The organism is Streptomyces sp. NPDC048461 (assembly GCF_055587105.1).
The window spans coordinates 55,221-78,957 of the sequence record NZ_JBVJGW010000023.1 but is presented as its reverse complement, the minus strand read 5'-3'; the positions used below and the strand labels follow the sequence as shown (position 1 = coordinate 78,957).

The following is a 23,737-nucleotide window of genomic DNA, read 5'->3' as shown; positions in this document are numbered from 1 at the left end:
GGGCCTCACTTGTCGCCGTCGAGGGTGTAGGTGCGGTCGCTCGGGCTGGGCGCCGAGTCGGTTCCGGGGGCGACCAGGGCCAGGCGGACGTGCTCCGCGAAGGACTCGGCGTACGCGACGCGCTGGGTGTCCTTGGTGTTCAGGGCGAAGGTGATCGGGACGGCCTCGGCGGGTCCGCTGCGGTCGGCGTTCTTCTCCAGGGCGGTGAGCTTGCCGACGCCCAGGACGCGGGCGTTGGCCACGATGATCACCGAACGCGCGGGATCGGTGTCCTTGGCGCCCTTGAAGGTGGCGAGGATGTTGACCTTGGCCCCGGAGGTGATCTTTCCGGCCACGCCCGTGGCCGCGTCGATCATGATGGCGATCTCCTGCTCGCCGGGCTGGAGCTGCGGCCGGTCGACGAACATGTCGCCCTGGAGCAGCGAGCCCTTCTTCAGCGTGGTGAGCGCGATCTTGTTGTCGAGCGCGCCGAGATCGGTGACGGCCGTCTCCGACAGCCAGCGCCTGGGGATGGTGACTTCCTCGAACTGGCCCGCCGTGAGCGGGCTGTACGGGGCTATGTCCCCCTTGGCGCGGTAGGCGACGACCTCGGCCCCGACCTTGGAGTTGACGTCGCCGATCACCACGAGGACCCCGGCGAAGGCTCCCAGTGCGCAGAGGACCGACAGGAGCAGCAGGATGACGCCGCGGCGCTGGCGTGAGTTCATGAGCCGTACTACCTCGCCGTTCTTCGTTCGTTCGTGCGGTCGGGTCGGTCAGCGTCTGGAGCGGGCGGTGCTCGCCGGTTCGGCCGGCGGGGGCGGTGCCGTGAGGGGTGCGGCGCAGAAGCCGCAGCGGTCGCCGATGAGTTCGAGGCCGCACCAGCGGCACTCCTCCCGGCGGACCGAGGCGACCAGCTGGTAGAGCACGGACGGGTCCGGGATGCCGGCGGCGAACTCGACCAGCTTCGGCGTCCCCCACCAGCCCGCGGAGTCGGCCGGGAGGGGGTTCTCCATGACGCCCTGCACCTGCCAGGCGGGGGCCAGTTCGGCCGTGACCCAGTCGGAGGCGAGCTGGCCGCGGGCGAAGGTGAGGTGCGTGGCGAACTCGGGTCCGGCCGGCAGCGCGGCCGCCACCCCGCCGGAGCCCTTCGCCCGGCCCGCGCCGTGACCCGAACCGTGGCCCGTGCCCCGGCCCGCGCCGTGGCTGCCGCCGGTGCGGCCGCCGCCGGAGCCGGACAGCCGGGCCAGGTGCGGGGCCGGGTGGGCGAGTACGGCGAACTGGGCGCTCGGCGACCAGGACCGGGCGTGGGCCTTGAGGCCGACGGGAATCCGGTCGAGCTTGGCCACGGAGCCCAGCAGGGCGCCCGCGTAGATGTAGTGGGACAGCAGCCGGGCCGCGGAGGCTATGACCCCGGGGCTGAAGTCGAAGACGCTGAGCTGGCGCAGCTGACGGACCAGCAGGGCCGTTCCCAGCGGGGGCAGATCGGTGTCGAGGAGTGCTATCCGGTCGGTTTCCAGGATGGCCCGCACGGTGTGCAGCCGCTGGACGGCGGCGCGGGGCAGCCAGGACGGCACGACGGCGACCAGGTGGCCGTGGCGCTCCAGGAGCGCGGCGGTCGCGGTGAGCGCGCCGTCGAGGTCGAGCCGCTCGGGCGGGTCCAGCACGGCGGCGCCCGGCGTGTGCCGGTCGGGGGCCGGCAGGACCAGGTCGGCGCTGGTGACAGCGATGGCGGTCGGCACGCGAGTCCCCCTGTTCACCCCGTACGCCCCCAGCTACCGCTGGGCGGTGCCCCTCCGGGCGCTTCCACGGCCGTCCCGCGCACGCGCATCCCGCTCGCCGCGTACGCCCGGACCCTGCGCGACCGCAAACGATCGACGCCTTTCCCCCTTGCTCCAGCACCATATCCGCGTCGCCCCTGGCAGGGCAGGGCCTTGCCGATTCCCGTACTGCGGGCACGTGTCACAGGTGGCCGGAAACCCGGACAACAGGGATCGCCACTCCGGCCATTTCAAGCCAGATCGCAAAGACCCTTGACACGGAGATTGGTCTGGACCAACTTGGCACCGCAGGCCTTCAGTCGCCCTCCCCCACGCGGCCCGCACCCTCCCCACCCCTTTACTCCCCCCACCGGAGCCCACGTGAACCGCATACGCTCCCTCGCCCTGCTGGGCGCCGCCACGCTCGCCGCCGGCGGTCTCACCGCCCTCGCCACCGGTACCGCGCAAGCCGCGGACATCAATGTCGCCCGCAACGGCGGCTTCGAGTCCGGTCTCGCCAACTGGTCCTGTTCCGGCGGGAGCGGCGCCGTCGTCTCCTCCCCGGTGCACGCCGGGGCCGGCGCCCTCAAGGCCACCCCGGCCGGGTCCGACAACGCCCGCTGCAGCCAGACCGTCGCGGTCAAGCCGAACTCGACGTACACGCTGAGCACCCAGGTCCAGGGGAGCTACGTCTACCTCGGCGCGACCGGGACCGGCACCCAGGACGTCTCCACCTGGACCCCCGGCTCGGGAGGCGGCTGGCAGAAGCTCTCCACCACCTTCTCCACCGGCCCGAACACCACCCAGGTCACCGTCTTCACGCACGGCTGGTACGGCCAGCCCGCCTACTTCGCCGACGAGTTCAGCGTCTTCGGTCCGGACGGGGGCGGCGGGACCGACCCCGGCCCGGGCATTCCCGGCTCCCCGTCGGGGACCGCCGTTTCCGGCCAGAGCGCGAGCGGGCTCACCCTTTCGTGGAACGCGGTGAGCGGCGCGGCCGGCTACCACGTGTACCAGGACGGCGTCCGCGTCCAGTCCGTCGCGTCGCCCTCCGCCCAGATCACCGGACTCACCGCCTCCACCTCGTACTCCTTCCAGGTGAGCGCCCACAACGCGGCGGGCGAGGGCCCCCGGTCCGCCGCGGTGACCGGGACCACCACCGGGGGCGGCGGCAACCCCGACCCGAACCCGTCGGTGCCCAAGCACGCGCTGACCGGCTACTGGCAGAACTTCAACAACGGCGCCACCGTCCAGAAGATCTCCGACGTCTCGGCGCAGTACGACATCATCGCCGTCTCCTTCGCCGACGCCACGGCCACGCCGGGCGGCATCACCTTCAACCTCGACTCGGCCGGGCTGAACGGCTACACCGTCGCCCAGTTCAAGGCCGACATCGCCGCGAAGAAGACGGCGGGCAAGTCCGTCATCCTCTCCGTCGGCGGGGAGAAGGGCACGATCACGGTCAACGACTCGGCCTCCGCGAACAACCTCGCGAACTCCGCCTGGGCGCTGATGCAGGAGTACGGCTTCACCGGGATCGACATCGACCTGGAGAACGGCATCAACCCGACCTACATGACGCAGGCGCTGCGCTCGCTGTCGCAGAAGGCCGGTCCCTCGCTGGTCATCACCATGGCCCCGCAGACCATCGACATGCAGTCGACGGCCGGCGGCTACTTCAAGACGGCGCTGAACATCAAGGACATCCTCACCGTCGTCAACATGCAGTACTACAACAGCGGCGCGATGAACGGCTGCGACGGCAAGGTCTACTCCCAGGGCACGGTGGACTTCCTCACCGCGCTGGCCTGCATCCAGCTGGAAGGCGGCCTCGCCCCCTCCCAGGTGGGGATCGGCGTCCCGGCCTCGCCGAGCGGCGCGGGCAGCGGCTACGTCTCCCCGACCATCGTCAACAACGCCCTGGACTGCCTGGCCCGGGGCACGAACTGCGGAACGTTCAAGCCCGCCAAGACCTACCCGGGGCTCCGCGGTGCGATGACCTGGTCGACCAACTGGGACGCCAAGGCGGGTAGCGCCTGGTCCAACGCGGTGGGTCCGAAGGTCCACGCCCTCCCGTAGGCGGTAGGTGTGGGGGTGGCCGGATCGGTGCGGCCGACACGACGGGCTCTTGACCAGGACATGCCACAAGAGCACGCTGTGCGCGTCCGCACGGCTACCCCCACACTCCCCACCCAGGAGAACGCATGCGGCTCCACACCCGCCGGAGGGCTGCCGTCACGGCCGCCCTGCTGGCGCTCGCGCTCGGCGCGCCCGCGTACGGAATGAGCGCCACCGCCTCGCCACCGGCCGCTCCGTCGACCGCCACCCAGGACGAGGCGATCGTCCAGTACCGGATCCACGGGCCCTCCACGGTCGCCGACCGCACGGCCCTGCTCCGCACCGGGGTGTCGATCGACGAGGTGGACGACCACACCGTCGTCGTCAGCGCCGACACGATGCAGGCCAAGAGCCTGCGCACGCTCGGCTACCAGCTCACGGCCCTCCCCGGGCCGCCCGACCGCTCGCTGCCCGGGATCGCGTCCGGCACGATGGACTTCCCCTCGGCCGACTCCCGCTACCACAACTACGCCGAGGCCAGCGCGGAGATCGACCAGCGCATCGCCCAGTACCCCTCGATCATGAGCAAGCGGGTCATCGGGAAGTCGTACCAGGGCCGCGACCTCGTCGCCATCAAGATCAGCGACAACGTCGGGACCGACGAGGCCGAGCCCGAGGTCCTGTTCACCGCGCACCAGCACGCCCGCGAGCACCTGACCGTGGAAATGGCCCTGTACCTGCTCAAGGAGCTGGGCTCCAAGTACGGCAGCGAGTCCCGGGTCACCAACGCGGTCAACGGCCGAGAGATCTGGATCGTCCCGGACCTCAACCCGGACGGCGGCGAGTACGACATCGCCACCGGCTCCTACCGCTCCTGGCGCAAGAACCGCCAGCCCAACTCCGGCTCCTCCTACGTCGGCACCGACCAGAACCGGAACTGGAACTACAAGTGGGGCTGCTGCGGCGGCTCCAGCAGCAGCAAGAGCTCCGAGACCTACCGGGGCGCGGCCGCCGAGTCGGCGCCCGAGGTGAAGGTCGTCTCCGACTTCGTCCGCAGCCGGGTGATCGGCGGCAAGCAGCAGATCAAGGCCTCGATCGACTTCCACACCTACAGCCAGCTGGTGCTCTGGCCCTTCGGCTGGACGTACAACGACACCGCCCCCGGCCTCACCGCCGACGACCTCGCCGTCTTCAAGAAGATCGGTACGGGCATGGCGGCGAGCAACGGCTACACGCCGGAGCAGTCGAGCGACCTCTACATCACGGACGGGACGATCGACGACTGGCTGTGGGGCAGCCAGAAGATCTTCGCCTACACCTTCGAGATGTACCCGTCGAGCGCGGGCGGCGGCGGCTTCTACCCGCCCGACGAGGTCATCGACCGCGAGACGGCGCGCAACAAGGAGGCCGTGCTCCAGCTCCTGGAGAACGCGGACTGCATGTACCGCTCGATCGGCAAGGAGGCGCAGTACTGCGCCTGACGGCGGCCTGCGCGGCCTGCGCGGTCTGACCGCGGTCCGACCGCCACGTGACCGGGGCGCCTCACCGCCAGGGGGGCGCCCCTCCCGCGCGCCGGGTGGGGCGCCCCCCTGGCGGCCGCCGCCCGGGCGCGTCCGCTCAGCCCAGGACGGCGAGGGCGTCGATCTCGACGAGCAGCCCGGCCGGCAGGCCCACGTAGACCGTGGTGCGGGCGGCCGGGGCCTCCTTCAGGCCCTGCTCCTCGAAGTAGGCGTTGTAGATGCCGTTCATCTCGGCGAAGTGGTCCGTGTCCGTGAGGTAGACGCGGATCATCATCACGTCGTCCCAGTCGGCGCCGCCGGCCTCCAGGACCGAGCGGACGTTCTCCAGCGTCTGGAGGGTCTGCTCGCGCAGGGTCGGCCCCGCGGGCGTCGGCGGCTGCCCGTCGACGTGCGGGAGGAAGCCGACCTGGCCGGCGACCTGGAGGATGTTGCCCTTGCGCACGCCGTGCGAGAACTTCGCCGGCGGCGTGGTGTGCGTGCCGGGGGTGAGGGCGGTCTTGGCGGTCGTGTCGCTCATGCGGGGTCCCTGTTCGGATCGGAGCCGGAGCCGGAGTACTCCTGGCTGATGGTGTCGGCGGTGCGCAGGACCAGGGGCCGCAGTTCGAGGAGCGCCTCGGCGGCGACCACCACGCCGGGCGCGGACACCGACAGCGCGGCGACGACGCGCCCGTCCGGCCCGTACACGGGCGCTCCCAGGCAGTTGATGGACTCCTCGTGGCCGCCGAGGTCGGTGGCCCAGCCCTGTTCCCGTACGAGGTCCAGCTCGCGCAGGAAGGCCTGTGCGTCGGGGGTGGACCGGGAGGTGTAGCGGGGGTACTCGATCCGGGCCGCGAGCGCCCGCCGCTCGGCCTCGGGGAGGTCGGCCAGCAGCAGTTTGGCGACGGCGGCGACGGTGAGGGGAACGGGCTTGCCGATGCGGGAGTACATGCGGACCGGGTAGCGGCTGTCGACCTTGTCGATGTAGACGACCTCGTCGTCCTGGTGCAGGGCGAGGTGGACGGTGTGGCCGGTGGTCCGGTTCAGCTCCACGAGGTGGGGGTGGGCGATCTCGCGGACGTCGAGGTTCTCGATGGCCTCGGCGGCCAGCGCGAACAGGCTCGCGCCGAGGCGGTAGCGGCCGTCGGGCTGGCGGTAGGCGAGGCCGTGGGCGTGCAGGGTCCGCAGCAGCCGCAGGGCGGTGCTCTTGTGCACGCCGAGCGCGTCGGCCACCGCGCCGAGCCCGGCGGGCCCCCGCGCGAGCAGCGGCAGGATGCCGAGCGCCCTCTCCACCGACTGGCTCATCCGGTCCCTCCCGTACGTTCACGACGAGCCCCGGCAATCCCAGCCCCGCCGGCGCTCGGGGAGCGGGGTCCGGGGCGGAGCCCCGGGACGTTGACCCGTCGTCATGCGGGATGTTAGACAGCATGCAGCACGATCCGCAACGACCGTTGCGCACATCGCAACACACCTCCCGGGAGGCACCCGCATGGCCAGCGCCAGCGACCCCGCCAGCGACCCCGTCAAGGACCTCGCCGACGAACCGGTGGACCACCGGTTCAAGGGCCTCCCCCCGGACGCCCAGGCCGCCGGCCTCACCGTGGGCGGGCTCGCCGCGCAGCGCCGCGGGCTGTACACCGGCGGGTTCACCACCCCCTTGCTGACCCTGGACGCCGACGCGCTGGAGCACAACCTGACCGCGCTGGGCACCTACGCCGCCCGGCACGCGCTGGCCTTCGCGCCGCACGGCAAGACCTGCATGTCCCCCCAGCTCTTCCGCCGCCAGCTCGACCACGGCGCCTGGGGCATCACCGCCGCCGTCCCCCACCAGGCCCGCGTCTACCGCGCCTTCGGCATCCGGCGGATCTTCCTCGCCAACGAGCTCGTCGACCCCGCCGCCCTGCGCTGGGTCGCCGCCGAACTCGCCGCCGACCCCGCCTTCCGCTTCGTCTGCTACGTCGACTCCGTGCGCGGGGTGCAGCTCATGGACCGCGCCCTGCGGGGGCAGCCCGCCGTCGTGGACGTCGTCGTCGAGCTCGGCGCCGGCGAGGGCGCCCGCACCGGCGCCCGTACGGACGAGGACTGCCGTGCCGTCGCCGACGCCGTCGCCGGAGCGGACACCCTGCGCCTCGTCGGCGTCGCCGGGTACGAGGCCGAGGTCCCGGGCGCCGACGAGGACGGCGTCCACGCCTACCTGCGCCGCCTGACCTCCCTGGCCGTCGAGTTCGACCGGGCCGGCCGGTTCCCCGCGGACCTGGACGAGATCGTGGTCAGCGCCGGCGGCTCCGCCTGGTTCGACGCCGTCGCCGACGTCTTCGCCGCGCTCCCCGTGCTCTCCCGCCCGGCCTTGAAGCTGCTGCGCTCCGGCGCGTACGTCTCCCACGACCACGGCTGGTACACCCGGCTGACGCCCTTCAACCGGATTCCGGAGGAGGGCGGGCTGCGCCCCGCGTTCCGGCTGTGGACCCAGGTGGTCTCCCGCCCCTCCCCCACGCAGGCGTTCGTCAACGCCGGCAAGCGCGACATCGCCTACGACCTGGGCCTGCCGGAGGCCGAGCTCGTCCGCGACGCGGTGGACGGGACCGAGCGGCCCGCGACCGGGGTCCGCGTGGTGAAGCTGTCCGACCAGCACACCTGGCTGGAGACCGACTCCGCCGGGGACCTGGAGGTCGGCGACTGGGTGGCGCTCGGCATGTCCCACCCGTGCACGATCTTCGAGAAGTGGCCGCTGATCCCGGTCGTGGAGGCCGACGGCACGGTCACCGACTACGTCCGCACCTTCTTCTAGGCCGCGGCCGCATGGACCTCGTCATCCGGGGGGCCCGCGTCGTCGACGGCACGGGCGGGCCCTCGTACACGGCCGACGTCGGCGTGCACGGGGGCCGGATCGCCGCGATCGGCCGGATCCCGGGCGGCGGCCGCCGCACGCTCGACGCGCACGGCCTCGCCCTCGCCCCCGGCTTCGTCGACATGCACGCCCACAGCGACCTCGCCCTGCTCCGCGACCCGGACCACGGCGCGAAGGCAGCCCAGGGCGTCACCCTCGAAGTCCTGGGCCAGGACGGCCTGTCGTACGCGCCCGCCGACGACCGCACCCTCGCCGGGGTCAGGACGGCCATCGCGGGCTGGAACGGTCCCGGGGACGACGTCGACTTCGACTGGCGCACCGTCGGCGGCTACCTGGACCGCCTCGACCGCGCCCACGGGGGCCGCGGGATCGCCGTCAACGCCGCGTACCTCGTCCCCCAGGGCACGGTCCGCGCGTACGCCCTCGGCTGGGACGACCGGCCCGCCACCGCAGCCGAGCTGGACCGGATGCGGGAGCTCGTCGACGAGGGCCTGGCCCAGGGCGCGGTCGGCATGTCCTCCGGGCTCACCTACACGCCCGGGATGTACGCCGACGGCGCCGAACTGACCGAGCTGTGCCGGGTGGTGGCGCGACACGGCGGCTACTACTGCCCCCACCACCGCAGTTACGGCCACCGCGCCCTCGACGCGTACGCCGAGATGATCGAGCTGACCCGGGAGGCCGGCTGCGCGCTGCACCTCGCGCACGCCACGATGAACTTCGGCGAGAACGAGGGCCGGGCCCCCGAGCTCCTCGCGCTCCTCGACGCCGCCCTGGCCGAGGGCTGCGACATCACCCTCGACAGTTACCCGTACACCCCGGGCTGCACGACCCTGGTCGCCCTGCTGCCGAGCTGGGCGAACGAGGGCGGCCCCGAGGCGGTGCTGGCCCGGCTGCGCGACGACGCCGTGGCCGCCCGGATCCGCCACGCCCTGGAGGTCGAGGGGGCCGACGGCTGTCACGGGGTGCCCGTCGACTGGTCGACGATCGAGATCTCGGGCGTCGGCGACCCGGCCCTCGCCGCCGCGCACGTCGGCCGGCGCGTCGACGGCTGGGACACGGCGCGGCGGCTGCTGCTGGACGACCGGCTCGCGCCGACGATCCTCCAGCACGTCGGCCACGAGGAGAACGTCCGGGCGATCATGCGCCACCGGGTCCACACGGGCGGCTCCGACGGCATCCTCCAGGGTGCGAAGCCGCACCCGCGCGCCTACGGCACCTTCCCGAACTACCTCGGCCACTACGTCCGCGACCTGGGGGTGCTCTCGCTGGAGGAGTGCGTCGCGCACCTCGCCGGCCGCCCGGCGGCCCGGCTGCGGCTGCCCGACCGGGGCCTGGTCCGGAAGGGCTTCCGGGCCGACCTCGTCCTCTTCGATCCGGACACGGTCGCGGCCGGGTCGACGTACGAGCGTCCGCGCGTCCTGCCGACCGGGATCCCGTACGTGTTCATCGACGGCCGGCCGGTGATCCACGAGGGCCGCCGCACGGACGTCCTCGCAGGTCGGTCGGTACGCCGCAGCTCCGCGCCGGCCCCCTTCCGACCCATACGATGAACGGCATGGTCGCCTTCGCCCTCGCCGCGCTCTTCTTCCTCTCCTTCTGCGTCAGCGCCCGCAACGACCGCCGCAGGTTCCGCAACGCCGTCCTGCTCGGCCTGACGTTCATCACCCTGTCGTCCGCCCTGCTCCTCCAGCTGGACGAGCTGCCCGGCTGGGCCGCGCTGCTCGTGCTGCTGGTGGTGTTCGGCCTGCCCGCCCTCGGCATCCTGGCGCTGGGCGTCTTCCTCGTCGCCAACGGCGTGACGATGGTCCGCAAGGAGGGCGCCTACCTGCCCAACCTGCTGTCGATGCTGGCGGGTCTGGGGATCTTCGCGGTCATCGCGCTGGTGGCCGCCGCGGGGGCCTTCGACTCGACCGCGGTGACCGGCGTCGCGGCGGTCGTCAGCGCGGTCGCCGCGTACGTCTCCTTCATCTTCATGTGCTTCCTCGGCTACGCCTACCTCTACGGCCGGATCAAGGTCCGCGGCGACGTCGACCACGTGGTCATGCTCGGCTCGGGCCTGGTCTGCGGGGACCAGGTGCCGCCGCTGCTGGCCTCGCGGCTGCGCAAGGGCCGGCAGATCTACGCCGCCCAGCTGGCCCGCGGCGGACGCCCCCCGGTGCTGCTGGTCTCCGGCGGCAAGGGGACGGACGAGAAGGTGTCCGAGGCCCGGGCGATGGCGGACTGGCTGATCGCGGACGGCGTCCCGGAGGAGCACGTCGCGCTGGAGGAGCGGTCGACGACGACCGAGGAGAACATGCAGTTCAGCCGGGAGCTCATGAGCGCGGACGACCCCGGCTACCGGTGCGTGGTGGTCACCAACAACTTCCACGCCTTCCGGGCCGCGATGATGGCCCGCAAGGCGGGCGTCAACGGCCAGGTGGTGGGCTCGCCGACGGCCCGGTACTTCTGGCCGAGCGCCACCCTGCGCGAGTTCGTCGCGGTGTTCTGGGAGCACCGGACCGTGAACCTGGGCATCTGCGGGCTGATGGTCGCGGCCGGGGTCGCGGCGACGTTCGCCTCCTGACCGCCGGTGCCGGGCGCAGCGCCCCCGGACGCGCGGGCGGGGCGCGGGCGGGGGCGCCGTGACTCCCCCCTTGGCAGTCACGGCGCCCCCTGTCCCGGGGAGGGGCGCCGGTCAGACGCGCTGCCAGAGCGCGGGGACGGCCGGCGGCTCCCAGCCCGTCTGGGCCTGGTGCCCCTGGAGGCAGCGGTAGGTCGCGCCGCCGTGGGTGACGGAGGCGCCGGCCGCGTAGACCGTGCCCGCCTTCCAGGTGCCGCCGGGCTCGGGGTCGCCGGGACCGGGGCCGGGGCCGGGGCCGCTCCCGGCGGTCTTGAGGGTGAGGCCGTACGCGGACAGGATCGGGTTCAGCGGCTGGAAGAAGGTGGTGCCGCCGCTGGAGCAGTTCCCGGAGCCGCCGGAGGTGACGCCCTGGGCCTGGCTGCCGGAGATGTAGGAGCCGCCGGAGTCGCCGGGCTCGGCGCAGACCGTCGTGCGGGTCACGCCCGAGATGGTGCCCTCGGGGTAGGTGACGCTGGTGTTGTGCTGCTGGACGGTCCCGCAGTGCCAGCCGGTGGTCGAGCCGGAGCGGCACACCGAGGCCCCGACGGGCTGCAGCACCGAGCCGGTGACCTGCACGTTCGCGCCGCCGCTGCCCTTGACGTACGGGGTGGCGGTCCACTGGGCGTTCGCGGCGACCCAGGCCATGTCGTTGCCGGGGAAGACGGAGGCCTGGAAGGACCCCTGGGCGACCTGGTTGAAGCCGGTGGTCGTGGTGCCGGCGCGGCCGCAGTGACCGGCGGTGGCGAAGCCGTTCACCGTGCCCTTGGTGACGGGGAAGCCGACGGAGCAGCGCCCGCTGCCGTTCATGTAGTAGGCGTCGCCGCCGCGCAGGTCGTACAGCGGCCGCGGCGCCTCGGCCGTGCGGACCACGGTGACGAGGGCCGCGTCGGTGCCGGTGGCGGCCAGCAGCCGGGCCGCCGCGCCCGCCCGGGTCTCCTCGACGACCAGGCGGTTGGTGCGCGGGTCGACGTACCGGACCGGGGTCGCGGCGTCGGCGGACCGGTCCAGTACGGCCTTGGCGGCGTCCAGGTCGGCCAGGGTCCGGGTGACGACGGCGGCCCGGGCCCCGGCGGCCCGTATCACGGCGGCGTCGGCGGCCCGGGTGGTGGCCACGGTGAGGGTGGCGGCGTCGGCGCCGTCCACCCAGGCCCCGGCGAAGGCGGCGCCGAGGCGGTCCCGGAGCCGGGCGGCGGTGGCTCCCGCCTCGGCCTCGTGGGCGAGTCGGGCCTTGGCCTGCGTGGGGGTCAGGCCGAGGTCCCGCTGAAGGGCGGCGAGCAGCTCGGAGGGCGCTTCGGCGGTGCGGAGGGTGGCGGCCGCGGAGGCGCCCGCGGTGGGGGCCGCGGTCGCGGGGGCGGGGCCGGCGGTGGCTCCGCCCGCCGCGGCCAGCAGCAGCCCGGCGGCGGCCAGGGCGGTACACGCCGCGCGGGCGTGTCGCTTGAGCATGGGGGATCTCCTCGGTTCGGTGGGGGTACCGACACCGTAGAAATCCGAACCACCGTACGGGAGCTGTCGGTTGGCCCCTCCCCCGGCGGTATGCCCGGGGCGGGCCGCCGGGCCGGGTCCGCCCCGGGGTGCGTTCATGGGGCGGGCGCCGCAGGATGGCCCCAGGGGGCATCGGAGGAGGTACGCGATGGACAGTGCAGCGGATCAGCAGCCCCAGCAGCCCGACCGGCTCTTTTCGGGCGGCGAGCGGCCGTACGACCCGGAAGACCTCGTGATGGTGCGCGGGATGGAGCCGACTCCGGAGCGGCTCGAAAAGGCGCGCCAGATGATCGAGAAGGAGGGTCCGCAGGTCATCGAGCGCTACCTGCCGTAGCGCTCGACGCGGATGCTGAAGACAGCCCCGGCCCGGGTCGCCCCCGGGCCGGGGCTCTCGCGTGCGCCCGCCGCGCCGCCCGCCGCGCGCACCCACAGGGAGCGCCGCCCGCACCCGACCGGAACGGGCACAGGATGTCGGGTCCGGCGGGTCGCCGCCCGCCTAGCGTGGTGAGCACAAGGAACGAAGGGAACCGGACGTGCTGGAGCGACTGAACCGCGCCATGGAACAGATCGAGGGCGACCTCGCGGGGTCCGTCGACGTGGCGGCCCTGGCGCGCACCGCGACCACCTCGGAGTACCACCTGCGCCGGATGTTCTCGGCGCTGGCGGGCATGCCGCTGTCGCAGTACGTCCGGCGCCGGCGGCTCACGGTCGCGGGGGCGGACGTGCTCGCCGGGCGGGATCCGCTGCTGGACATCGCGGTGCGCTACGGCTACGGCTCGGGCGAGGCGTTCGCGCGGGCGTTCCGCGCCGTGCACGGCGTCGGCCCCGGCGAGGCGCGCCGCACCGGCTGCGCGCTCGTCTCGCAGCCCCGGTTGACCTTCCGTCTCACCGTCGAAGGGAACAGCAGCATGCACTACCGCGTCGTGGACAGGCCCGACTTCACCGTGGTCGGCTTCAAGGCCCGGGTCCCCCTGGTCCACCTGGGGCCGAACCAGGGGATCATCGACTTCGTCCGCGGTCTCGACCCGGAGGCCCGCCGGCGGCTGGAGGAGCTCTCCGACCAGGAGCCGCAGGGCGCCGTCGCGGTCTGCGACGACCTGGACCCCGGCCGCGCCGAGGGCACCGAACTCGACTACTACCACGGGGTGATCACCTCCGCCCCGGCCCCCGAGGGCACGACCGCCCTCCCCGTCGCGGCGGGCACCTGGGCGGTGTTCACCACCTCGGGGCCGGTTCCGGAGGCCCTCCAGCACCTCTGGCGGGACGTGTACGCGCAGTGGTTCCCCTCGAACCCCTACCGCGGCCGGCCCGGCCCGGAGATCCTGCGCACCCGGCTGTCCCCGGACGGGGCCCGGGCGGATGCCGAACTGTGGCTCCCGGTGGAGCGGGAGGGGTCCTGACGCGACGGCGAGGGCGGACGGGGGCCCGACCCGAGGGCGGGGCCGGACGGAGGAGCGCCGTACGCCGTCCGGTCAGAGCGCGGCCAGGAGGTCGTCGAGCGGGGCCGGGACCCGGTCCGGGGCGAGGGCCTCGACCAGCAGGCGGCCGTAGCGGATCTTGCGGCCCTTCTTCGTGCCGAGGAAGCGCCGCAGCTGCTGCGGCCGGGGCCGGCCGTGCTGGGCGGGCTGGCGCAGGAAGGTCTGCCAGGCGCGGAGGTCCCCCTCGGCCCCGATGACCTCCTCGACCCGGTCCGTGCCGAGCGCGCGGATCAGCTCGTCCTCCAGGTCGGCCGCGCACACGAAGAAGCCCCGGTACGGAGCCCCCGCCCGCTCCAGGCCGCGTTCGTAGAAGCCCTGTTCGCCCGCGTCGCACAGGCCCGTCAGGCGCAGGCCGAGGCCGGGCGGCCCGAGGAGGCCGGCGTAGCGGGCGACGCTCATGGCCCCGCCCATCGACACGACGCACACCCCCTCGGCGGCGAGGTCCCGGCCCCGGGCCGCGGCCAGCGCCTCGACGGCCGCGAGGTCGCTCAGCCCCTCCAGCAGGACCGCCGTCCGCACCCCCAGCCGCGCGGCGAGGTCGCCGGCGGGCCCGCCGGGTCCGCCCGCCGCCCAGCCGTCGACCGCGTTCCGGAACGCCTCCGTGCCCGCCGTGTCCGCCGTGTCCGCCGTGTCCGCCGTGTCCGCCGTGTCCGCCATGCGGCGAGTCTGCCCGGTCACCGGCTCCGCGGCACGGGGGTTTCCACCGCCCCGGCCGCCTGCGCCCCGGCCGAGGCGGCGAGGGCCTGCGCGTGCGCGGCCCGCGCGTGCTCCAGTACGTCCGCGGCCCGGCCCGCCGCCCGCGCCGCCGGGTGCCATCCCAGCAGGTGCCGCCAGACCAGCGGGGTCCCGGCCAGCGGCCGGGCCACCACCCCCGGGGTGACCGGGAAGGTGGCGCGGCACAGCCCTACCGCCCGCCCCACCTGCACGAGGTGCACGCAGGAGGCGGTGTCGGTCTCGTAGACGCAGGCGGGCGTGAACCCGGCCCGTACGCAGGCCGCCGCGAAGCAGTCCCCGAAGCACCCGTCGCCCGGCACGTCCGTCCAGGCCTCTGCGGCCAGTTCCGCCAGGTCGATCTCCCGCCGGGCAGCCAGCGGATGGTCCGCGGCGAGCATCACGTACACCGCGTCCCGCGCCACCTCCATCCAGGCCAGGCGCCCCGGCTCCGGCGGCGCGCTCTCCCCGCAGACGCCGACCAGCGCGAAGTCCAGGCGCCCGTCGACGACGCTCCCGGCGACGTCCTTCTCGGACCAGGAGGTGTACGTGGTCACGGGCACCCCCGGCTCCTCGCGGGCCAGCCGGTCCACGAGCCCGCCGAGCAGCGGCCCGTGCGTCCCGCCGAGCCGGTACCCCTCCGCCCCCTGCCGGGCGAACCGCACCGCCTCCTCCTGGAGTTCGCACACGGCGGGCAGTACGACGCGGGCCCGGTCCAGCACCAGCTCGCCGAGCGGCGTGGCCCGTACGCCCTCCCGGCCCCGCACGAACAGCGGCCCTCCCAGGGCCCGTTCGATTCGCTTCAGCTGCGTGCTGAGCGCGGGCTGCGCGATGCCCAGCGCGGTGGCGGCCCGCGTCAGGCTGCCGGCGTCCGCCACCGCCCTGACGATCTTGAGGTGCCTCAGCTCCAGGTCCATGCCACGAGCTTGGTTCAGACCAGTGGGCGGGCGCTACGGGTCGACCGCATCCAGAATCGGCGCATGCTCGTTAGCCGCCCGGGGGCCACGACCCTAAGGACAGGTGAATGCACGCACTCGACATCGACTGGGACCACCCCGTGGACCCGCGACCAGGCCCGCAGCTCGACCACGTACGCGCGTACGTCGCCTCCGTCGGCGCCGACGGCCATCTCTGGCACGGCGTCCACACCCTCCTCCTCACCACGGTCGGCCGCACCACCGGCCGCGCCGTCCGCACCCCGCTGGTCTACGGCGAGGACGCGGGCCGCATCATCCTGGTGGCCTCGGGCTACGGCGCACCGCGCCACCCCGCCTGGTACCGCAACCTCACCGCTCACCCCGAGGTCCGCTTCCAGGCCGGCGCGACCCTGCGCCGGGCCGCGGCGCACACCGCCGGACCGGCGGAGCGGGAGACGTACTGGTACCTGATGACGGGCCTGTGGCCCGCGTACGAGGAGGACCAGGCGGCCACGGACCGGGAGATCCCCCTGGTCGTCCTGGAACCGTTCTGACCGGTAACGGCCCGAGCCCCCTAGGCTCTTGCCATGTACGCCACACAGACGGCCCGTGACCGCATACGGACCTGGACCGCGCTCCCGTCCCCCAGCGGGGCCTGGCTCGCCTTCGCCACGGTCCTCGCGGTCATGGTCCCGCTGTGGCTGCTGACCGTCCTGGTCACCGAGGTCTCGGAGCACGTCGAGCGCTGCTCGCACGGCATGATCGGCCCCGGCGGCACCTTCCGGGTGGAGGGCACGGTCTTCCCGTACGACGACACCTGCGTGTACCCGGACGGTACGGAGCTGTCGGCGATCGGCGCCCTGGCGTACGTGTGGTGGTTCTTCCAGGCCGTCCTGCTCCTGCTGCTGCTCGGCGCGTTCGCCCTGGAGTTCGCCCACCTGCGCCGCCCGGGGTCCCGGCGCCGATTCGGCGTCCTGACCGCCGTGTCGGGCGCTCTGCTGGTGGTGGCGTACGCACTGGCCTCCCCGCCGGTCCTGTCCTGCCGGCCCTCCGAGAGCGCCGCGCGGACGGCGTTCCCGCCGCAGACGGCCTGCTCCGGCCCGCTCGGTACGCGGGACCTGGTCCCCGGCTGGCTGCCGGTGCTGATCACGGCCCTGCTGCCGGCCTTCGCGGCCTCGGCGACGGGAACGGCCTGGCGCCGCCCGACTAGCCCGCGTTGACGTCGAACCTCACCGAGCGGACCTCCAGCGCGTCCCGCGCGGGCTGGCCCTTGGCGCGCAGCCGCCACTCGGGGCCCTGGCAGTTGGGGCCCGCGTAGACGGTCGCGGCGGAGTCCGTGTCGTTGTGCGGGCCGTAGCCGGGGGGCACGTCGTCGTCGCCGACGACGTAGAGGTTGATGCACTTGCCGCTGTGCGGGTCGTGCAGGCCGACGTGCTGCTGCTGGCCGAAGTGGTCGACGTACTTGTACGAGAAGGTGCCCTCGGCGGCCAGGGCCGAACCGGGCAGGGTGAGGACGAGGGCGAAGGCCGCGAGAGCGGCGGCGGCGGTGTTGCGGAGCTTCATGAGCGGGTGGATCCCTTCCGTGGGGGGGTGTGTGCGGGACCGACCCTAGGAAGGCGCCGGAGGGCGAATCGATCCTCCGCGATCACTCGGCGTGGCGAGCTCGAACCGCACCGCCGTCCCGGTCCCGCACTCCCCCGGTCCCCGGCGGGGTCGCCACCCGTTCGGGCGATTGATCACCGTAACGGTGGCCTGATGGGCCCCTGAACCGCTACCAACAGAGCGGGGAAGGGGGACGGTTGAACACGAACACCCACGAGCGGGACCGGGTCCGGCGCAGTGAGAACGGGCCGTTCCTGCTCGCGCAGGTACTGGCGGACACCCTCGTGACCATCGGCCGGCCGCGGCAGCCCGATGCGCGCGAGGGCCGCCCGGCGGTGTGCCGGCGCTGCGGCGAGGCCGCGTACTGGCACCGGACCGTGCACGGCCGGTGGGTCCTGATCGAGCCCGGCGCGGCGCCCTGCCACCTCGTGCCGGAGGGCAAGCGGTGGCGCATCGCGGGCGACGGCACCGCCCTCAACCTGGGCCGGGCGATCCCCTCGGACACCTGCCGGGTCAGCCACTTCGACGTGTGCGCTCAGGCCGCCGGCTCCCCGGCGGCGGCCGCGACGGCGCTGTAGGTGCGGCCGCCGGCCTCGTAGTCGCCGAGCGGGGTCATGCCGAAGCCGTCGACGTGGACCCGCCAAGACAGAGCGTTGCCCGCCTCGATGAAGGCGACGACGGCCTCGGCGCGCGCCTGCGCCGCCACCGCGACGGCCATGGTGAACAGGCCACGGGCGACGCCCCGGCCCCGGAACCCGGCGTCGACCACCACGGGGCCGTACAGCAGCCAGCGCACCCGGCGCAGGGGGCGGTCCTGCCAGCGCAGGACGTCCTGGGCGTCGAGGAGGGCGCGCACCGGCGGGGGCGGGTCCGGGAGGTCCGCCGCCGCCGAGAGGGCGAGGAGCCCGGCCACCCGGCCGGCGTCGTCCGCGACCAGCAGTTCCCCGGCCCGGGCCATGGCGCGCAGCGCCTGCTCGTCGAACGCGCCCTGGACGAAGCCCCGGGCACGGCGCTGCTCCTCCGTCAGGGCGTCGTGGTGGTTGGCGGCGAAGAGCGCGGCCATGGCCGGCGCGTCGGCTTCGGTGGCGTGTCGGTAGCGCATGCGGCCGATACTGCCCCGCACCGGGTGCTTGCCGGGACACCTCACCGCACGCTCCGGCCAATGGCTCAACGGGACGGGCGGGGCGGGCTCACCGGTGGTCGTAGACGGTGACGTCCACGTCGCGCGCGCACAGCGCGCCGGTGACGAGGGGCTCGACGCGCGCCCAGGTGCCGCCGGCCAGGCCGGTGCCGATGCGCGGCATGTGGACGCTCGCGCCGAGCTCCTCCGCGTGGCCGGCCAGCGCGGTGAGGCAGCGCTCCAGCGCGTCGTAGCGGATCGGGGGACCGCCGCTGCCGGTGCGCATGCCGCGCTGGCCGACCATGTTGGCCACCCACACGTCGGGCCCGACCCGCACCAGCTGCACGGCTCCCAGCCCGAAGTCATTGCCGCTGCGGGCCCGGTGCCAGGCCCGGTACGCGGCCTCCGGCTCGGGCCAGCGCCGCGAGACGGCGAGCACGAAGCCCTTGCCCCAGCCGCCGAGGTCGTTGCAGACGTGGGCGATGACCTTGGGGCCCTTGGCGTGGGGGCTCGTCGCGTCCCCGGCGATGATCTTGAGCGGCGTCATGGGGCACCACCGTAGGCGGGAGGGCTGACAGCGCGCCGTGCGCGCCGGGCCTGTTGCCGGGGAGGCGGCGGGCGGCTTTAATGAATGAGCAGTCATTTATTAATCAGCCCCCCCGGGAGCGAGGTGAGGACCTTGGCCGGACGTCCCCGCGGCATCGACGACGCGGCGATCCTGCGCGCCGCCGTGCGCGTCATGGGCCGGACCGGGCCCGCGCGGCTGACGCTCGGCGCGGTCGCGGACGAGGTCGGGCTGGTGGCCGGGACGCTGTCGCAGCGGTTCGGGTCCAAGCGCGGCCTGCTGCTGGCCGTCGCCGAGCACGGCGTACGGGAGCTCGCGGAGCTGCCCGCGCGGGTCCGGGCCGAGCACCCCTCGCCGCTGGCCGCGCTGGCGGCCCTGACCGCCGGGGCCTGGGACGGCGTGACGACCGCGGAGGAGTACGCGCACCACCTGGCGTTCCTGTGCGCCGACCTCGCCGACCCGGAGTTCCGGCGCCTCGCCCTCGCCTCCCAGCAGGCCGAGGCGGCCGCCGTACGCACCCTGCTGGACGAGGCCGCGGCCGCCGGCGAGCTGCGCCCGGGCACCGACCCGGCCCGGCTGGCCCCCGCGGTCCAGGCGGCCGTCACCGGGGCCGGCCTGCTGTGGGCCGTGGACCGCGAGGGCACCTTCGCGGGGCGCCGGGGCGCCGCGCTCGACGCGGCCCTCGCCCCGTACCGACGAGAGGAAGCACCGTGAGCGTCGCGAGCACCCCGAGCACCCCGAGCATCGCAAGCACCGCGCGCCCGCCGGACGCCCGGCGCCGCGACTTCCGTACGGCCGTCACCATCGGCGTCAGCCTCGACGGCTTCATCGCCCGCGAGGACGGCGACATCGACTGGCTCACCACGCGCGGCGAGGCGGCCGGGGACACCGGCTACGAGGCGTTCATGGCCGGGATCGACACCCTCGCCATGGGCCGCAAGACCTACGAGAAGGTGCTGACCTTCGGCTTCTGGCCGTTCGAGGGCAAGCGGGTGATGGTCCTGAGCGCGACGCTGGACGACGCCGACCCGCGGGTCACCGTCCACCGCTCCCTGGACGCGCTGCTGGACGCACTGACCGCCGCGGGCGCCCGCAGCGTGTACGTGGACGGCGGCCGGCTCGTGCGGACCTTCCTGCGGGAGGGCCTGCTGGACGAGCTGACGATCACCACCGCGCCCGTCCTGATCGGCTCCGGCATCCCGCTCTTCGGCGAACCCGGCGAACCCGGCGGCCGGGACATCGCGCTCACGCTGCGCTCCGCGCGGACCCTGGGTGCGGGCTTCACGCAGGCCACGTATGCGCTCTGAGCCGGTCGGACCTCCGGGAGCGCGGGGCGGACCCGAAGGGGGGTGCCGGGCGGCGGAGGTGACGAGCGCAACACGTTCCGCGGGGCACCGCCCGGCCCACCCATTCCGCAGGCCGGAACGCAGGCCCGGCCCCGGATTCCAAGGGTGGACCTCACCCCGACCCACACATTGCCCGAAACGGTACATTTCACCCTCCGCCCTTCCCCCGGAATGCCGGGGACAGGCCGCACCGGGGGCCCGTAAGCTCCCGTCATGCAGGTGATCCAGTCAACGAAACTCGCCAATGTCTGCTACGAGATCCGCGGACCCGTCCTCGAAGAGGCGATGCGGCTCGAAGCGGCAGGTCATCGCATCCTCAAGCTCAACACCGGCAACCCCGCGGCCTTCGGCTTCGAGTGCCCGCCGGAGATCCTTGAGGACATGCTCCGCAACCTGGGCACGGCCCACGGGTACGGGGACGCGAAGGGGCTGCTCTCCGCGCGCCGCGCGGTCATGCAGCACTACCAGACCAAGGGCATCGCACTGGACGTCGAGGACGTCTACCTCGGCAACGGCGTCTCCGAGCTGATCCAGATGTCGATGCAGGCGCTGCTCGACGACGGCGACGAGGTGCTGGTCCCGGCGCCGGACTACCCGCTGTGGACGGCCTCGGTCTCCCTCGCGGGCGGCACGGCCGTGCACTACCGCTGCGACGAGCAGTCCGACTGGATGCCGGACCTCGCCGACATCGAGCGCAAGATCACCGACCGCACGCGCGCCATCGTGATCATCAACCCGAACAACCCGACCGGCGCCGTCTACGACGACGAGATGCTGCGCGGGCTCACGGACATCGCGCGCCGCCACAACCTGATCGTCTGCTCGGACGAGATCTACGACCGGATCCTCTACGACGGCACCACGCACACGAACACGGCCGCGATCGCGCCCGACCTGCTGACGCTCACCTTCAACGGGCTCTCGAAGAACTACCGCGTCGCCGGGTTCCGGTCCGGCTGGATGGCGGTCTGCGGCCCGAAGAAGCACGCGGCCTCCTACATCGAGGGCCTCACGATCCTGGCGAACATGCGGCTGTGCGCCAACATGCCCTCGCAGCACGCCGTGGCCACCGCGCTGGGCGGCCGGCAGTCGATCGAGGACCTGGTCCTGCCGGGCGGCCGGATCCTGGAGCAGCGCAACGTCGCCTACGACCTGCTGACGCAGATCCCGGGCGTGACCTGCGTGAAGCCGAAGGGCGCGCTGTACGCCTTCCCGCGCCTGGACCCGTCCGTCTACAAGATCAAGGACGACCGGCAGATGGTCCTGGACCTGCTGCGGGCCGAGAAGATCATGGTCGTGCACGGCACGGGCTTCAACTGGCCCGACCCGGACCACTTCCGGATCGTGACGCTGCCGAACGCGAAGGACCTGGCGGACGCGGTGACGCGCATCGGCAACTTCCTGGACGGCTACAGCCAGCACTAGGACAACCCCGGCGGTCGGCGGGGCCGGGCGGGAGCCCGGTCCGGCCGGTCCCCGCACCGGGGCGGCCCCCATCCCAGAACATCAGGATCGAACTCAACTTTAGACGCGTTCCAATGTAGGATGGTCTCCTGACTCACGCAGGAGGCCTCTCATGTACGAACCGAGCCGCGCCAAGTCGGTCGTCCGCATGGGCGGCAACCGCGCCGGATACCCGCGGAGCAGCCGCAACGAGGCGCTGGACATCCAGCTCGCCGGCCACCTCTCCGCGCTCCTCGCCGTGACGGACGAGCTCGGCCTCGACGAGGCCTCCGCCCGCATCGCCGGCCAGGTGGAGCGACTGCGCGGAGCCCAGCCGGCCCGCGCCGTCCTGCACGGGGCCCCGGACACCGCCGCCGCCCTGCACCAGCGCGCCCACGACCTCGCCGCCCGCGCCCTGCTCGTCGCCGCGTCCCGCGCCGACACCACGGCCGCGATCCTCGCCGCCGAGCGCATGGACGCCCACGCCGCCGCCCTGGACTCCATGGACCTGGCCGGCGCCCACTGACGGCCCCGGTCCGGGGCCGCGGAGGCTCCGGACCGGGCGCCATACCCCTACGGGCGGCTTCAGGGCATCCCGTGCGGGGAACCCCGGCGCCCCTCACCCCTGGGCGCAGCGGCGGTCCTTCTTCAGAAATGCGGACCTTCTGACGACTTCCGTGTCCCCGTCGTCCGTGACGAGCACCTCTCCGGCCTTCAGCGCCTCGAACTCGGACCGGCTGAACAGGACTGTCCCAAACCACCAGCGTCCGCGTCCGCGCGCCTCCCCGGACAGGTGTGCCTCATAGTGGTAGCCGCCCTTGAGATCAGTCAGGGTGGAACTGTCGACCTTCCACCCCGAAGGAACCGAGAAGACATCCACGGCGTCCGGCGACCCTCTCCCCTCACGGTTGCTGACCGCCCATTCCAGACGACCCGCATTGCCTCCCGAGGCGGAAAAACCGAACTGCAGGGCGCCATGCTCCGGGCATCGCGCGATCAGCACGCGGGCTTGCCCCGCATCTGTGCGCTCGACGGCAAGCCGCACCTCCCCGGGAACAGGCGTACACCCCACCGCGGCCAGCGCCGCGAAGGCAACCACCCCCGCCGCGCGCCATACGTTCACCGAATACCCCTCACCCCGGCGCACAGCGGCGGTCGTCCTTTTTCAGGAACGCGGATCTGCTGACCACTTCAGTGTCCCCATCGCCCATAGTGAGCACTTCTCCCGACTTCAGCGCCTCGAACTCCGAACGGCTGAAGGAGAGTCCCCCATCCAACCCGCGACCTCGCACCGCTCCAGACAGGAACACGTCGTAGTGGTAGCCACCCCGGAGGTCAGTCAGGGTTGACATATCGATGTTCCACCCCGAAGGAACCATAAAAAGATCCACGGCATCCAGCGTCCCACTCGTGGCGTAGTTACTGATCATCCACTTCTGAGTACCCGCATTACCCCCCGACGCGGAAACAATGAACTGCCGGGCAGCATATTCCGGGCACGGCGCGATCAACACGCGGGATTGCCCCGCATCCGTGCGCTCGACGGCAAGCAAATGTCTGGGAACAGGAGTGCATCCCACAGCCGAGGCTAGTGCCACCAGAGCAACTGCTGCCGCCGCGCGCCAGACGTTCACCGAAGCCATATTCGCTCCCACCGGAACTTGCATCTCGGACGGACGCCATGGGTCGACTCGCCCGAGCACGGAGTGCACGCCGGCACCCTACGGACGGCCCCGGCCCGGAGCGGCGGAGACCCCGAACCGGGCGCTACCCTCCTGCGGGGCCGCTTAGCGGTATGCCGTGCGGGGGACCCTGGGGTCATTAACCCGGGGCGCAGCGGCGGTCATCTTTCTTCAGGAAATCCGACCTGCTGACGACTTCCGTGTCTCCATCTTCCATGACCAGCACTTCTCCGACCTTCAAGGCCTCAAACTGATCAGGGGTGAAGGAAAGATACCCATCCAGCCCGCGGCCTCGCACCGCCCCGTTCATGTCCACCGTGTATTCGCTCCCTCCCTTCAAATCGGTGAGATCTGACCTGTAGGCGCGCCACCCAGATGGAATCGAGAAGACGTCCACAGTTTCCAGCGGTCCGCCCGTTACTCCACCGCTGATGGCCCACCTCTTATGCCCGGCACTGCCGCCCGAGCTGGATACCGAGAACTGAAGAGCGACATACTCCGGGCACGATGCGGTCAAAACCCGGGCTTGACCTGACTCCGTGCGCTCGACGGCAATCAGCGCCCCGGGGGCAGGCGTACACCCCACCGCGGCCAGCGCCGCGAAGGCGACCACTAGGCCCAGGCGCCAGACATTACCAGAATCCACAT

27 protein-coding genes are annotated in these 23,737 nt (G+C 73.1%); 14 read left to right on the top strand and 13 right to left on the bottom strand.

The features are described from left to right. Positions 1-5 precede the first annotated feature (5 nt). A complete protein-coding gene (cpaB, locus tag ACZ6S8_RS30735) occupies positions 6-707 on the bottom strand; it encodes a Flp pilus assembly protein CpaB (protein ID WP_469460690.1) in 702 nt (233 codons plus the stop codon). A 48-nt stretch (positions 708-755) separates the two neighbouring features. Continuing rightward, on the bottom strand, positions 756-1,721 hold the full coding sequence (locus ACZ6S8_RS30730) for a hypothetical protein (protein WP_469460689.1): 966 nt from the start codon (positions 1,719-1,721) through the stop codon (positions 756-758). A gap of 399 nt (positions 1,722-2,120) precedes the next feature. On the opposite strand from ACZ6S8_RS30730, the gene ACZ6S8_RS30725 reads away from it, so the two are divergent. Both ACZ6S8_RS30725 and ACZ6S8_RS30720 read left to right on the top strand, forming a co-directional pair. Then, entirely contained in the window at positions 2,121-3,818 is a 1,698-nt protein-coding gene (locus ACZ6S8_RS30725) for a chitinase (protein ID WP_469460688.1), read from the top strand. A gap of 125 nt (positions 3,819-3,943) precedes the next feature. Beyond that, complete coding sequence (locus ACZ6S8_RS30720; protein WP_469460687.1) at positions 3,944-5,278, top strand: M14 family metallopeptidase; 1,335 nt, start codon at positions 3,944-3,946, stop codon at positions 5,276-5,278. Positions 5,279-5,414: 136 nt separating this feature from the next. Here the strand turns inward: ACZ6S8_RS30720 and ACZ6S8_RS30715 are convergent, their stop codons facing one another. Together ACZ6S8_RS30715 and ACZ6S8_RS30710 are read right to left on the bottom strand one after the other, a co-directional pair. Continuing rightward, positions 5,415-5,834: a RidA family protein gene (locus ACZ6S8_RS30715; RefSeq protein WP_469460686.1), complete on the bottom strand. Its 420-nt coding sequence runs from the start codon at positions 5,832-5,834 to the stop codon at positions 5,415-5,417. Continuing rightward, positions 5,831-6,598, bottom strand: a complete 768-nt coding sequence (locus ACZ6S8_RS30710) for an IclR family transcriptional regulator (protein ID WP_469460685.1) — start codon at positions 6,596-6,598, stop codon at positions 5,831-5,833. Before ACZ6S8_RS30710 ends, ACZ6S8_RS30715 begins: the two co-directional genes overlap by 4 nt. A gap of 184 nt (positions 6,599-6,782) precedes the next feature. Between ACZ6S8_RS30710 and ACZ6S8_RS30705 the strand changes: the two genes are divergently transcribed. The 3 genes from ACZ6S8_RS30705 to ACZ6S8_RS30695 are packed head-to-tail and all read left to right on the top strand — an operon-like array spanning position 6,783 to position 10,707. Continuing rightward, positions 6,783-8,081 (top strand): amino acid deaminase, encoded by a 1,299-nt coding sequence (locus ACZ6S8_RS30705; protein ID WP_469460684.1) that lies wholly within the window; start codon positions 6,783-6,785, stop codon positions 8,079-8,081. 11 nt (positions 8,082-8,092) lie between these two features. Next, entirely contained in the window at positions 8,093-9,694 is a 1,602-nt protein-coding gene (locus tag ACZ6S8_RS30700) for an N-acyl-D-amino-acid deacylase family protein (protein ID WP_469460683.1), read from the top strand. A 5-nt stretch (positions 9,695-9,699) separates the two neighbouring features. Beyond that, positions 9,700-10,707 carry a YdcF family protein gene (locus ACZ6S8_RS30695; RefSeq protein WP_469460682.1) on the top strand — a complete coding sequence of 336 codons (1,008 nt, stop codon included), beginning with the start codon at positions 9,700-9,702 and terminating at the stop codon, positions 10,705-10,707. A 111-nt stretch (positions 10,708-10,818) separates the two neighbouring features. On the opposite strand, the gene ACZ6S8_RS30690 is transcribed toward ACZ6S8_RS30695, so the two are convergent. Then, the gene (locus ACZ6S8_RS30690) at positions 10,819-12,186 is read right to left on the bottom strand and encodes a carbohydrate-binding protein (protein WP_469460681.1); all 1,368 of its coding nucleotides are present in this window, start codon (positions 12,184-12,186) and stop codon (positions 10,819-10,821) included. A 187-nt stretch (positions 12,187-12,373) separates the two neighbouring features. Here ACZ6S8_RS30690 and ACZ6S8_RS30685 point away from each other — a divergent pair, with 187 nt between their 5' ends. Next, positions 12,374-12,559 (top strand): hypothetical protein, encoded by a 186-nt coding sequence (locus tag ACZ6S8_RS30685; RefSeq protein WP_383920129.1) that lies wholly within the window; start codon positions 12,374-12,376, stop codon positions 12,557-12,559. 199 nt (positions 12,560-12,758) lie between these two features. Beyond that, positions 12,759-13,625, top strand: a complete 867-nt coding sequence (locus tag ACZ6S8_RS30680; RefSeq protein ID WP_469460680.1) for an AraC family transcriptional regulator — start codon at positions 12,759-12,761, stop codon at positions 13,623-13,625. 72 nt (positions 13,626-13,697) lie between these two features. Here the strand turns inward: ACZ6S8_RS30680 and ACZ6S8_RS30675 are convergent, their stop codons facing one another. Next, the gene (locus ACZ6S8_RS30675) at positions 13,698-14,360 is read right to left on the bottom strand and encodes a TOPRIM nucleotidyl transferase/hydrolase domain-containing protein (protein WP_469460679.1); all 663 of its coding nucleotides are present in this window, start codon (positions 14,358-14,360) and stop codon (positions 13,698-13,700) included. A 17-nt stretch (positions 14,361-14,377) separates the two neighbouring features. Further along, positions 14,378-15,331, bottom strand: coding sequence for a LysR family transcriptional regulator (locus ACZ6S8_RS30670; RefSeq protein WP_469460678.1), 954 nt, complete (start codon positions 15,329-15,331; stop codon positions 14,378-14,380). 107 nt (positions 15,332-15,438) lie between these two features. Between ACZ6S8_RS30670 and ACZ6S8_RS30665 the strand changes: the two genes are divergently transcribed. Together ACZ6S8_RS30665 and ACZ6S8_RS30660 are read left to right on the top strand one after the other, a co-directional pair. Continuing rightward, positions 15,439-15,885, top strand: a complete 447-nt coding sequence (locus ACZ6S8_RS30665; RefSeq protein WP_469460677.1) for a nitroreductase family deazaflavin-dependent oxidoreductase — start codon at positions 15,439-15,441, stop codon at positions 15,883-15,885. Positions 15,886-15,918: 33 nt separating this feature from the next. Beyond that, positions 15,919-16,551: a hypothetical protein gene (locus ACZ6S8_RS30660; protein ID WP_469460676.1), complete on the top strand. Its 633-nt coding sequence runs from the start codon at positions 15,919-15,921 to the stop codon at positions 16,549-16,551. On the opposite strand, the gene ACZ6S8_RS30655 is transcribed toward ACZ6S8_RS30660, so the two are convergent. Next, a complete protein-coding gene (locus tag ACZ6S8_RS30655; RefSeq protein ID WP_469460675.1) occupies positions 16,538-16,894 on the bottom strand; it encodes a hypothetical protein in 357 nt (118 codons plus the stop codon). The two genes, ACZ6S8_RS30660 and ACZ6S8_RS30655, sit on opposite strands and share 14 nt — an antisense overlap. Positions 16,895-17,130: 236 nt before the next feature. On the opposite strand from ACZ6S8_RS30655, the gene ACZ6S8_RS30650 reads away from it, so the two are divergent. Then, the gene (locus ACZ6S8_RS30650; protein WP_469460674.1) at positions 17,131-17,511 is read left to right on the top strand and encodes a DUF6083 domain-containing protein; all 381 of its coding nucleotides are present in this window, start codon (positions 17,131-17,133) and stop codon (positions 17,509-17,511) included. Here ACZ6S8_RS30650 and ACZ6S8_RS30645 read toward each other — a convergent pair. Continuing rightward, positions 17,469-18,035 carry a GNAT family N-acetyltransferase gene (locus ACZ6S8_RS30645; RefSeq protein WP_469460673.1) on the bottom strand — a complete coding sequence of 189 codons (567 nt, stop codon included), beginning with the start codon at positions 18,033-18,035 and terminating at the stop codon, positions 17,469-17,471. The two genes, ACZ6S8_RS30650 and ACZ6S8_RS30645, sit on opposite strands and share 43 nt — an antisense overlap. A gap of 88 nt (positions 18,036-18,123) precedes the next feature. Then, positions 18,124-18,600: a macro domain-containing protein gene (locus tag ACZ6S8_RS30640; protein WP_469460672.1), complete on the bottom strand. Its 477-nt coding sequence runs from the start codon at positions 18,598-18,600 to the stop codon at positions 18,124-18,126. 132 nt (positions 18,601-18,732) lie between these two features. Here ACZ6S8_RS30640 and ACZ6S8_RS30635 point away from each other — a divergent pair, with 132 nt between their 5' ends. The 4 genes from ACZ6S8_RS30635 to ACZ6S8_RS30620 all read left to right on the top strand — a co-directional run bounded on the left by ACZ6S8_RS30635 (position 18,733) and on the right by ACZ6S8_RS30620 (position 21,933). Next, complete coding sequence (locus ACZ6S8_RS30635) at positions 18,733-19,332, top strand: TetR family transcriptional regulator (RefSeq protein WP_469460671.1); 600 nt, start codon at positions 18,733-18,735, stop codon at positions 19,330-19,332. Continuing rightward, positions 19,329-19,925, top strand: coding sequence for a dihydrofolate reductase family protein (locus ACZ6S8_RS30630; protein WP_469460670.1), 597 nt, complete (start codon positions 19,329-19,331; stop codon positions 19,923-19,925). The genes ACZ6S8_RS30635 and ACZ6S8_RS30630 overlap by 4 nt, the downstream gene beginning before the upstream one ends. 252 nt (positions 19,926-20,177) lie before the next feature. Next, positions 20,178-21,389 carry a pyridoxal phosphate-dependent aminotransferase gene (locus ACZ6S8_RS30625; protein WP_469460669.1) on the top strand — a complete coding sequence of 404 codons (1,212 nt, stop codon included), beginning with the start codon at positions 20,178-20,180 and terminating at the stop codon, positions 21,387-21,389. A 151-nt stretch (positions 21,390-21,540) separates the two neighbouring features. Next, on the top strand, positions 21,541-21,933 hold the full coding sequence (locus ACZ6S8_RS30620) for an SCO4983 family protein (RefSeq protein ID WP_469460668.1): 393 nt from the start codon (positions 21,541-21,543) through the stop codon (positions 21,931-21,933). Positions 21,934-22,026: 93 nt separating this feature from the next. Here the strand turns inward: ACZ6S8_RS30620 and ACZ6S8_RS30615 are convergent, their stop codons facing one another. The 3 genes from ACZ6S8_RS30615 to ACZ6S8_RS30605 form a co-directional block, all read right to left on the bottom strand. Continuing rightward, on the bottom strand, positions 22,027-22,530 hold the full coding sequence (locus tag ACZ6S8_RS30615) for a hypothetical protein (protein WP_469460667.1): 504 nt from the start codon (positions 22,528-22,530) through the stop codon (positions 22,027-22,029). A 10-nt stretch (positions 22,531-22,540) separates the two neighbouring features. After that, positions 22,541-23,050 (bottom strand): hypothetical protein, encoded by a 510-nt coding sequence (locus ACZ6S8_RS30610; protein ID WP_469460666.1) that lies wholly within the window; start codon positions 23,048-23,050, stop codon positions 22,541-22,543. Between the two features lie 178 nt (positions 23,051-23,228). After that, positions 23,229-23,735 carry a hypothetical protein gene (locus ACZ6S8_RS30605; protein ID WP_469460665.1) on the bottom strand — a complete coding sequence of 169 codons (507 nt, stop codon included), beginning with the start codon at positions 23,733-23,735 and terminating at the stop codon, positions 23,229-23,231. Positions 23,736-23,737 lie beyond the last annotated feature (2 nt).